This is a genomic window from Yersinia vastinensis, assembly GCF_902726565.1.
Classification (GTDB): domain Bacteria; phylum Pseudomonadota; class Gammaproteobacteria; order Enterobacterales; family Enterobacteriaceae; genus Yersinia; species Yersinia vastinensis.
In genome coordinates this window covers 20172-30586 of sequence record NZ_CACVAF010000022.1, presented here as the reverse complement: position 1 = coordinate 30586, position 10415 = coordinate 20172, and the positions used below count along the sequence as shown (strand labels likewise).

Sequence of the window (10415 nt, the reverse complement as noted above, 5' to 3'; positions counted from 1 at the left end):
AAGGGGTTTTTATAACTGATTCAAAGCTGAAAGCTTTACGGAACCTCCAGCCTAGCTGGAGGTTTTCTGTGCACAAAGAAAAGGCTGGCATTGATTGCCAGCCTTTCTATTAATTGTGCTATCTGCGGGTGAAAATATTACTTCACTTCGCCCATCGCTTTCAGTTTCTTCGACAGTTCACGGCGTTCTTTAGACAGATCGGCGTTTTTGATGGTGTACTCATCGACACGATCTTCATAAGCGGTACGCATATCAGCGATAATGGCCTGAATCTCTTCAATGCTCATCCCTGGTTTGATGTAATCACTCAGGTTATCAAGCAACAGAACGCGTTTTTGGTTATCACGGATTTTCTTCTCGTTATCAACGATTTCACGCTGCAACTTATTTTTGCGACGAAACATACGCACAAACTCCAAAACGTCCTGGAAAGTCGGCTTAATTGCATTATCCATTTTTACACCTTCACTTAAGTTTTACACAAATTCAATTGCTGGTGATCAGACCCATAGGCTTATCTTACCTGCTTTACTCGCCAGACAGAAATTTCATCTGTCTTAAGCTTCAATTGATCACCTGCGCAAGGTCATATTAATCAGATCATCTAATTCCTCAAGCTGTTTGGTCAACTCCATACTCAGCCATACATAGCCATAAATCGGGGTTTCTATTTGCTGCTCCTGCGTAACAGCCAACATCAGTGATTTCAATTCGTTCGCAATTTCACTCAACTCGGCAGCCACTTCGCGCTCACGCGCCGGTGAGCCATCTCGCAAGCTGTCACTTAATGTGTTCAAAGAGCGAATTGTCATCAGCTGCGTACTACGTAACCCTTTAGCATTAAGCATAATAAAGTGGCTTTCTCGTGACGACCAATAAGCATCTACCAACAACTCTAGAGTACATATCAGATTACGGCTTAATGTTTGGATCGCTTCAAAAATATCCTTATCAATATGAGATTCTTTGCTGGATGGTGCAATCAGAGCGCGCATTTTCACTGATTGATTCAATGCAGCTTTTAATTTAGCTTCTAAGCGCGGGCGTTCAACAACATTCGGTGACAAATACGCCGCGTAGATTTGACTAATTGCACGCAAATTGTCACTCATTTGCATGCGCCAATGAGTAAAGGCGCGCTGGGGGTAGATACTGGTAAAAACCAATGCCAGTAATGAACCAAAAATCACATCACCACTACGCCAAAGTGCCGTATTCATATCCCCCGGCGCGGAACCACACACGACGGCCAGTGTGATACCAATCAGTAAAGCCATGTATGGCCGTTTACCCAACGTAAGATAGCCGCACAGAAACATCACAACTCCACACCAAGCCAACATAAATATCAGTGAATACGATTCAAGATAAAGGGCTATTAAGCCGGATATTGCGCCAAAAACTGTGCCACCAATACGCTGCATCGCGCGGGATAATACATTGCCCCAATAAGATATCGGCCCCATCACCACGACCAAAGTGATCAGTGGCCAAGTGCCTTCTGGAACGGCCAACAACCGAATAATCATGAAGGTTAGGATAAAAGCCAGCGTAATACGCAAAGCGTGCGTCAGCCGGTAATGGGTATAAATCAAGTTATCCAATGGTGATATTTTTTTATTCAGGCGCACGCAATATCTACATCCAATAAGACACTAAGCCCTAAGTCTAGCTCAATTATTACCGGCTGCAGCACGTTAAAAATGCCCCAACGTAGCGGCGTGTCGTCGGTAGGCGTTTATAGAGGGGAGTAGGATAAAAATGAGTTCCCCGCAGGTCGCGACCAGACGGGGAAACCAACTTATTTAAAATCAACCGCCATTTGTTGCGCAATAGTCATGCCGGAGCTGGACTCTACACAACGAGCGATATAATCGGTGAAACGAGGTGAGCGTGGCATACCTAAACTCAGTAATCGTTCATTGCTAAAACGCACATTTAGCATGGCAAAAGAGCCATATAAACGCATAGCTTTTAGCATCAGGCGCTCATTACAAGGGCCAAAAATCCCTTTAAGTTGCTTCCTCATCTGCACCAAGACACCGTATTCAACTTGGCAATAATCCGTCCCCACGGGTTTTTGTCTGGCGGCGAAAGACATAGCCTGATCAATTTCAGCAAAACTGACACTGTCCATCTCTCCGGCAGAAATATGATAAATATTCTCGGGTAAATTGGGATGTTGCAAAATACACAGTAAAGCATCGGCGCAGTAGTCAACCGGAATAACATCAATATGGTCATCTAATGAACACATGAACTTGCGCAGCATTAATGCCATGCGGAATACCCAGAAAATACTGCTTGAGGGCTGGCAACCCAAGCGGGTATGCCCAACAACAATGGAAGGACGAGCAAAGACCAAAGGTAATGCTGGGCATTGTTCAGTCAACATACGTTCGATGGCCGACTTTGATTTAGTGTATTCCACTAAGTGTGCATCATCTTCTGTGGATAATATCCGCTCATTGACTAAAGTATCTGCATCTGGCGTACAAGACATGGCGGTGCCGACATGAATAAATCGCTGTAAACCAATAACTTGTGACATTCTTTTGCCAAAGGCCAATGTGCCGTCGACGTTCACTTTCCAAATTAATGGGTTATTACCGAATGATGCAACAGCAGCACAGTTAATAACATGCGTCACACCGTCGATGCGCGGATCATTAATAAAACTGTCCGGCAATGCCAAATCGCCTAATAAAATATGACTGACATTTATTTTATTCAGCAATGCATTAGGTAAATAGAATTTTGCGAGATTCTCTCGAATACGAATAACGCCCTGCTCCGGTGTATTAGCCCGTACCAGTAATAAATAATTAAAATCCGAATTCTCTAACAATAACTTTTCTAATACTGCGCCGCCTAGAAAGCCCGTGGCACCGGTTAACAGAAGTGTTTTCACCATGAGTCCTACTATAATATTCAGTAGGTGAATTGTATGAATAGCTAAGTAAACGACAGGTAAATATGAGTTAGATCGGTACTTTTAGAGAAAAACATAATCGTTGCAAAATAAATCTTCATTCATGACTCAATCATTGCAGCCGCCCTTTGGCGTCTTAAAAGATTGTGGGTATTGCTGATAATCATGACAAAATTAACGTCTCCCTGACCTGAAATGGTATTCTTAAGCCAATGTCATGGGTCGCTACGGATAAGTTATCTCCGGCAAAAATAGGCCTGCCATACAGCATGACCATAGTGGATTAAGGGTTAAACCGAATAATGTCAGATAAAAATAAGCAACCAACTTTCTACATTCACGATTATGAGACCTTTGGTCAGCGCCCTGCACTGGATAGGCCAGCACAGTTCGCCGGGGTGCGTACCGATTTGGATTTCAACATCATCGAAGAACCACTGGTGATTTACTGCAAGCCCGCAGATGACTACCTGCCGCAACCCGAAGCCGTGATGATAACAGGCATTACTCCGCAACATGCCTTAGCTCATGGGGTCAATGAAGCCGAGTTCGCACGCCAAATCCATCAGGCATTCAATGTGCCTGGCACCTGCATCCTCGGTTATAACAATATTCGTTTTGATGATGAAGTTAGCCGCAATATTTTCTATCGTAATTTTTATGATCCTTATGCCTATAGCTGGCAAGGGGGGAATTCTCGCTGGGACTTGCTCGATGTGATGCGTGCCTGCTATGCCCTACGCCCAGAAGGCATTATCTGGCCGGAGAATGAAGATGGTTTGCCAAGTTTTAAATTGGAACATTTGACCAAAGCCAATGGCGTCGAACATTTACACGCCCATGATGCAATGTCTGATGTGCACGCCACCATCGCCATGGCAAAGTTGGTTAAGCAGGCACAACCACGGCTATTCGACTACCTGTACCAACATCGTAGTAAGCATAAAATAAATGCATTAATTGATATTGCCAACATGACACCACTGGTTCATGTCTCAGGAATGTTTGGAGCGGCACGCGGTAATACCAGTTGGGTGGCACCGCTGGCATGGCATCCTGAGAATAAAAATGCAGTGATTATGTGTGATTTGGCTGGAGATATGTCGCCATTACTGGAACTCGATAGCGATGCTCTGCGCGAACGATTATATACCCGTCGCGATAAACTCAATGCACAAGATGCTGCAGTGCCGCTAAAACTGGTCCATATCAACAAATGCCCAGTGCTGGCCCCTGCCAAAACCTTGTTGGCAGAGAACGCCGAACGCTTGGGCATCGATCGTCATCGCTGCTTGGAAAATCTGCAATTACTACGGCAAAACCCGCAAATCCGCGAAAAAGTGGTCGCGCTGTTTGCTCAAGCCGATGCTTTTACGGCGTCTGATGATGTGGATGCTCAATTGTATAACGGCTTTTTCAGCGATGCTGACCGCGCCACTATGAAAATTATTCTGCAAACGGAGCCGCAAAACCTGCCTGCGCTGGATTTAACATTCCAAGATCCCCGGCTGGAGGCATTGCTCTTCCGTTTCCGCGCCCGCAACTATCCGAACACTTTAACGGATAGTGAACAGCAGCGCTGGTTAGAACATCGCCGTGAAGCACTTAGCCCTGAGCGAGTGCAAGATTACGTGCTGCAACTCGAGCAATTCTATAACCAGTATGAAGATGATAAAGAGAAGTTAGCACTGCTGAAAGCCCTGTTTGACTATGCCAGAGGCTTGGTGAGTTAGCCGTCGCATATGATTGACCAATAAAAAAACGGAGCCATTTGGCTCCGTTTTCATTAGTAATGACAGGTTATTACTGTGCCAGTTCGCCATTAAATTGCGGCAATGCCTGACGGAAAGCACGGGTTTTCCAGACCATATACAACAGGCCAATTGCTCCCCACACCAAGCCCAATGTCATTGAGCTGCTTTCCAGATTCATCCACAGCACACCGACTGTCCCTGCCCCAATCATCGGCAGAATCAAGTAGCTGAAATGATCCTTAAACGTGCGATTACGGCGCTCACGAATATAGAACTGTGAAATCACCGACAGGTTAACGAAGGTAAAGGCCACCAACGCGCCAAAGTTAATCAATGCCGTTGCCGTCACCAAATCAAAGGAAATAGCGGACAATGCCACGCCCCCTACCAACAATACGTTGATGGCCGGAGTACGCCATTTCGGATGCACGTAACCAAACACTTTCTCTGGGAACACCCCATCGCGCCCCATGACATACAGCAAGCGAGAAACGCCCGCATGCGCAGCCATACCGGATGCCAATACGGTGACGCAAGAGAAACACAGAATCACTGACTGGAAGAATTTACCCGCCACAAACAGCATAATTTCTGGCTGCGACGCATCAGGATCTGTGAAGCGCGAAATATCCGGGAAATAGAGCTGCAAGAAGTAAGACACCACAATAAAGATGATGCCACCAATGAGCGCCGTCAGGAAAATCGCTTTCGGGATCACTTTACCGGCATTCGGTGTTTCTTCAGACAGCGAACTGATACCGTCAAAGCCAAGGAATGAGAAGCACAGTATCGTGGCCCCGGTTATCATTGGCACCAAATGTGCATTTTCAGAGTAGAACGGACGTGGGCTAACCAATGTGCCCGCACCTTCCCCCTGATAAACACCATGAATCAGCAGCCCCATGAAGACCACCATAATAGCCACCTGAACCACCACAATGATGGAGTTCAAGTTTGCCACCACATTGATGCCACGTAGGTTAAACAGCGTCATCAGGGTGACCAGTGCGCCAACAAAAATCCATGATGGCACACCCGGGAAAATGGCTTCGAGATAAATTTTTGCCAACAGAATGTTAATCATCGGCATGAACAGGTAGTCCAGTAGTGATGACCAACCCACCATAAAGCCTACATTCGGGCTAATGGATTTCTGGGCATAGGTGTAAGCCGAACCCGCAGAAGGGAAACGCTTAACCAATTTGCCATAGCTGATGGCCGTGAACAGCACGGCAATTAACGCAATGGCGTAAGACGTCGCGACATGACCATCGGTCAGGCCGGATACAATGCCGAAAGTATCGAAAATGGTCATCGGCTGTAAATAAGCCAAACCCATCATGACCACTTGTACCAACGTCAGTGTTTTTCTGAGTTGAACGCGGTTATTTGCGCCAGTTTGATTGGTGCCGACTGCAACAGTTGCATTATGCGTCATGATTCAGCCTCCCCATACCTTTAACCCGATTTGCAAGTGTGGCTCGCAGGTCAGAGGTGACGGGGAAACTTCGTATCTGCCTGGGATACGTAAGTGGGGAAACGAGAGCGGTGTAACGGGTATTTGCCATACCTGTTGCGCCATAATCGCTGCATGTGCAGCGCATACCGGTGGGCACCGGCGCCAGTGTGAATAATTGCCCCATCTTTCTTTCCTCATAACGGCGATTTTCGTATGTGAATAATCGCTCGCGAACCTGTTTATCTATCCGGATCGTTGTCCGGCCTCTTGATTTGTGAAAACATGAATGCAAAAAAATAACCGACGCGTTTAAACGTCGGTTATTGCATAGGGCGTATTTTGCCCTAACTTGAGATCAAAAAACAAGATGTTAAACAGCTTGAAACGATAATATTATTCGGCCTTGATCTAAACGGCTATTCCCGCGTGCTACCTACGCTGAGCGGCAATCTCCACCCGCTCAATTGCTGCCCACATTTTGTCTGAATTCAACTCAACAGGCAGATAGTGGATCGACTCTCCCGGCTTCAGAATTCGGCCAATAACTCGCTCAATAGCATCACGGTCATGAATATTCACATCCAAAGCTGCTAAATGTGTCGGCAAGCCTAATTTATTGAAAGCGATAATCAGCGATTGCAATGCATCATCCTGCGCCAACAATGCCGTTTGAACCAAAATCCCGTAGGCTACTTTGGTGCCGTGGAGAAAATGCTCGGTTTGTGGCAACAGCGTCAGTCCATTGTGTACCGCATGTGCCGCAGCCACACGAGTATAACGCTCGCCTAACCCGCCAACCATGCCACCACCAGCAATAATGGCATCCACCACATCAAGAAAATCTTGCGTCAGTTCGCCCTGTCTAACTGCTTGCAATGCCGCTTCACTCTGCTTTAACAGCACATTACGAATATCCAGTGCAGCTTGTAATCCTAAGCGCACCGTCAATGATAACGTCTCTGGTTGTGGGCTGAGAACCACCGCTTCATACCATTTTGCCAACGTGTCGCCGATACCCGCCAGCAGATATTCCACGGGCGCTTGCAAAATAATGCGCGGTTCAACCAACACCAGATGATTGGCGTCTTTGAAAATCTCAAAATTTAGTGCTTGCCCGGCATCGTTATACCAGACCGAAAGCGGTGTCCATGCCGCGCAAGTCGCCGCAATAGTGGGTATTGCCACCAACGGCACCCCTAATTTACGTGCGACCACTTTTGCCGTATCCAATACAGCCCCGCCACCAATGCCAATCACAACCTGACGGTCACGCCCCGCTTTTTGTACCAAATCGGCGACCGTCGACTCACTGCAATGGGTGGAAAATACCGCGCGTACTGCGTGTGGGCTATGGAACGCAGCAGGCAAATAATCCCCTGCTGCCGCCAATGCGCGCTCGCCGTAAATCCACAGTGCATTATCTAGTGCCACCTGAGGATAAAATTCACTCAATTTATCGATAGCACCGGAGAAAGAGAAATAATTTGCAGGCCCTACCTGCACTCGGATTGCATTGGTGCTCATGCCACTATTCCTTTTAGCTCATTATTTATTACACGTTGCGATGTCAGCAGTGTTTTCCATCTTAAGGGCATCCCCTCCATTGTTTAATAATTTTTTGATATACCTTAACTATTTTAGTTTGTTGCGAATTATCGAAACTGTGTTAAAAAAGAGGACTACCGCAGCATTATTGACTGCCTGATTCGTTACAAAACTTTTATAGGGCAGTTGCAGAAATATATGTCCAGCGCCTCCTCCTCCCGCCTTGAGATGCGGAATATCTCTATCTCGTTTTCTGGATTTCAGGCTCTACAACAAGTTGATTTCACGCTAGAAGGCGGCTCTACCCATGCGTTAGTGGGGGCTAACGGTGCAGGAAAATCGACCTTGATGGCGATTCTTTCCGGTGCCCACAGCCACTATCGCGGTGAAATCTATATTGACGGTCAGCAGATTGATATTCATTCTCCTCGGCAAGCAAAGCAGCACGGTATTCATGTGGTTCAACAAGAGGTTGATGTTGCGTTAATCCCCACCCTGTCTGTCGCAGAAAATATTATGCTGGATACGCTGGCGGAACGTGGGCATCTGTTTAACTGGCCGCAACTTTACCGTCAAGCTGAAGCCTTGCTCGACCAGCTTGATCTTAAACTGAATGTGCGCCAACGGCTTGAATCCTGCACATTGGCGGAGAAACAGCAAGTGCTGTTAGCCCGCGCACTATCCCACCAATGCCGTTTTCTGATTTTGGATGAACCCACCGCGCCACTGGATCAAGAAGAGAGTGCGCGCCTGTTTCGTGTTGTTCGTCGTTTGCAATCCGAAGGGATGGCCATTGTTTTCATTTCACATCGTATCCATGAATTGCGTGAAATTTGCGATCAACTCACGGTGCTACGTGATGGTCGCCGTGTCAGCCATGATGTGATGGGCGATCTGACGGGTGAGCAAATTGTAGAGAAGATGCTCGGCCATACTTTGGATGATATTTTCCCTCCTCGACGGACAACATTTAGCCATAAAACTCTGCTATCCGTCAGAGGGCTACATGATCAACATAAACTGCGTGATATCTCCTTAGTACTACATGAAGGAGAGATTTTAGGCATTGCTGGGTTAGCCGGTGCGGGCAAAACCGAATTGTGCAAAGCGCTGTTTGGCGCCACGCCCAGTCGGGTTGAACAAGGTGAATTACAAGGGAAAGCCTGGAAGCCCCGCTCACCTGAAAAATCAGTTTTACAAGGGCTGGCACTGGTACCGGAAGAGCGACGTAAAGAAGGTATTTTTATTCACGAAAGCATTCCGATGAACCTCAGTGTCGCCGCTGATGACAGTTTTTCTCGCTGGAGTCTTTTTAGCCGTCGTCAAGAGTTGAGTTGGGCTAAAGAGTTAATCCAGCGCTTGGGGATTCGCACCTCATCACCGCAACAAAAACTGGCCCGTTTATCTGGCGGAAATCAGCAAAAAGTGGCTATCGGTAAGTGGTTGCGCGGTAATGCACGAGTGTTGATTTTTGATGAGCCAACCAAAGGGGTGGATATCAAAGCCAAACAGGATCTGTTCGCTCTGATTGACGGATTGGCCCAGCAGGGAAAAGGCATTATTTATGCGTCCGGTGAATTTTCAGAATTGGTCGGTCTATGTGATCGTATCTGCGTGCTGTGGGATGGGCGTATTGTCGCCGAGCTAAATGCCGCAGATATCGACGAAGAAACATTATTACTATTTTCAACCGGAGGAACCCCTCAGTGAGTAAAGAAATATCCCTGCCGGACGCGCAGCCATGGCGTCACCAGCTGTTTGATTTTCTCTACAAATGGGGGATGTTACTCACCGTTGTGGCGCTGATCGCGTTATTTGGCTTGGCATCAGACAATTTTCTTGATCCAAACAATATCATCAATATCTTGCGGTCCATCGCTATTGTTACAGTGATTGCCATCGGTGTGTCCATCTCACTGTCCGTTGGTGGTTTCGACTTATCGGTCGGTTCTACCGCCTCACTGGCTAATGCCATTGTGATGTCGCTGTTTGTCTGGTACGGCTTTGGCACCACCGGGGCTATCATTCTGACACTGTTGATTTGTACTCTGGTGGGGTTATTTAACGCGTTTCTGATTGTGGTACTGAAAATCCCCGACATGCTCGCGACCCTTGCCAGCCTGTTTGTGATTCAGGGTGTAGCGATGACCTACAGCTACGGCGGCTCTATCACGCAGAATATGTTGCTGCCAAATGGCGACATGGCGGAAGGCGTCATTCCTGAGATGTTTTCAGCGCTGGGACAAGTACCTGTAATCGTGATAATTATGTTGGTCGTCACGATTATAGTGCAGCTGTATTTGTCACTAACCAAACATGGCCGACGAATGTATGCCATGGGTGGTAATCCAGAAGCGGCCCGTTTAGCGGGGATCCGCACCGTGCGCTATCGAGTACTGGCCTATGTGTTTTCGTCACTGTTGGCGGCGCTAGGCGGGATTCTATTGGCGTCACGTATAGGCTCATCGCAAGTCAATGCTGGCGGTGGTTACCTGATGGATGCTGTGGCAGCAGCTTATATTGGTTTTTCACTGGCAGGTTCAGGCAAGCCTAATGCTATTGGTACTCTCATTGGTGCCGTGATTCTAGGGGTGCTGCAAAACGGGTTAGTTATGCTGTCAGTGCCTTATTATGCGATGGATATCATCAAAGGGCTGGTATTGGCGATGGCCTTGGCACTGACCTATATTCATCAGAAACGATGATACTTAACGGTGTATTGAGT

Annotated in this window: 9 protein-coding genes; 3 read left to right on the top strand and 6 right to left on the bottom strand. The window is 47.1% G+C overall.

The window, feature by feature from the left end; all coding sequences use genetic code 11:
• Positions 1-137: 137 nt before the first annotated feature.
• The 3 genes from tmaR to HUZ92_RS20380 form a co-directional block, all read right to left on the bottom strand.
• Positions 138-455 carry a PTS system regulator TmaR gene (gene tmaR / locus HUZ92_RS20390; protein ID WP_004711143.1) on the bottom strand — a complete coding sequence of 106 codons (318 nt, stop codon included), beginning with the start codon at positions 453-455 and terminating at the stop codon, positions 138-140.
• A gap of 117 nt (positions 456-572) precedes the next feature.
• Positions 573-1631: an FUSC family protein gene (locus HUZ92_RS20385; RefSeq protein WP_050098523.1), complete on the bottom strand. Its 1059-nt coding sequence runs from the start codon at positions 1629-1631 to the stop codon at positions 573-575.
• Positions 1632-1801: 170 nt separating this feature from the next.
• Positions 1802-2911 carry an SDR family oxidoreductase gene (locus HUZ92_RS20380; protein WP_050098649.1) on the bottom strand — a complete coding sequence of 370 codons (1110 nt, stop codon included), beginning with the start codon at positions 2909-2911 and terminating at the stop codon, positions 1802-1804.
• A gap of 323 nt (positions 2912-3234) precedes the next feature.
• Between HUZ92_RS20380 and sbcB the strand changes: the two genes are divergently transcribed.
• Complete coding sequence (gene sbcB, locus HUZ92_RS20375) at positions 3235-4665, top strand: exodeoxyribonuclease I (protein WP_050295471.1); 1431 nt, start codon at positions 3235-3237, stop codon at positions 4663-4665.
• 70 nt (positions 4666-4735) lie between these two features.
• Here the strand turns inward: sbcB and HUZ92_RS20370 are convergent, their stop codons facing one another.
• The 3 genes from HUZ92_RS20370 to HUZ92_RS20365 form a co-directional block, all read right to left on the bottom strand.
• Complete coding sequence (locus HUZ92_RS20370; protein ID WP_050098530.1) at positions 4736-6124, bottom strand: APC family permease; 1389 nt, start codon at positions 6122-6124, stop codon at positions 4736-4738.
• Positions 6114-6329 carry a hypothetical protein gene (locus HUZ92_RS20990; protein WP_050098532.1) on the bottom strand — a complete coding sequence of 72 codons (216 nt, stop codon included), beginning with the start codon at positions 6327-6329 and terminating at the stop codon, positions 6114-6116. The genes HUZ92_RS20370 and HUZ92_RS20990 overlap by 11 nt, the downstream gene beginning before the upstream one ends.
• Positions 6330-6574: 245 nt before the next feature.
• Entirely contained in the window at positions 6575-7669 is a 1095-nt protein-coding gene (locus HUZ92_RS20365) for an oxidoreductase (protein ID WP_145579884.1), read from the bottom strand.
• A gap of 219 nt (positions 7670-7888) precedes the next feature.
• On the opposite strand from HUZ92_RS20365, the gene HUZ92_RS20360 reads away from it, so the two are divergent.
• Together HUZ92_RS20360 and HUZ92_RS20355 are read left to right on the top strand one after the other, a co-directional pair.
• A complete protein-coding gene (locus HUZ92_RS20360; RefSeq protein ID WP_145579885.1) occupies positions 7889-9400 on the top strand; it encodes a sugar ABC transporter ATP-binding protein in 1512 nt (503 codons plus the stop codon).
• Positions 9397-10395: an ABC transporter permease gene (locus tag HUZ92_RS20355; RefSeq protein WP_050098536.1), complete on the top strand. Its 999-nt coding sequence runs from the start codon at positions 9397-9399 to the stop codon at positions 10393-10395. The genes HUZ92_RS20360 and HUZ92_RS20355 overlap by 4 nt, the downstream gene beginning before the upstream one ends.
• Positions 10396-10415: the final 20 nt, after the last annotated feature.

Excerpts from the sequence above, each read along its gene's own strand:
- HUZ92_RS20370 (WP_050098530.1), bottom strand. The coding sequence starts at position 6,124 with ATGACGCATAATGCAACTGTTGCAGTCGGCACCAATCAAACTGGCGCA.
- HUZ92_RS20990 (WP_050098532.1), bottom strand. The coding sequence starts at position 6,329 with ATGGGGCAATTATTCACACTGGCGCCGGTGCCCACCGGTATGCGCTGC.
- HUZ92_RS20365 (WP_145579884.1), bottom strand. The coding sequence starts at position 7,669 with ATGAGCACCAATGCAATCCGAGTGCAGGTAGGGCCTGCAAATTATTTC.
- HUZ92_RS20360 (WP_145579885.1), top strand. The coding sequence starts at position 7,889 with ATGTCCAGCGCCTCCTCCTCCCGCCTTGAGATGCGGAATATCTCTATC.
- sbcB (WP_050295471.1), top strand. The coding sequence starts at position 3,235 with ATGTCAGATAAAAATAAGCAACCAACTTTCTACATTCACGATTATGAG.
- tmaR (WP_004711143.1), bottom strand. The coding sequence starts at position 455 with ATGGATAATGCAATTAAGCCGACTTTCCAGGACGTTTTGGAGTTTGTG.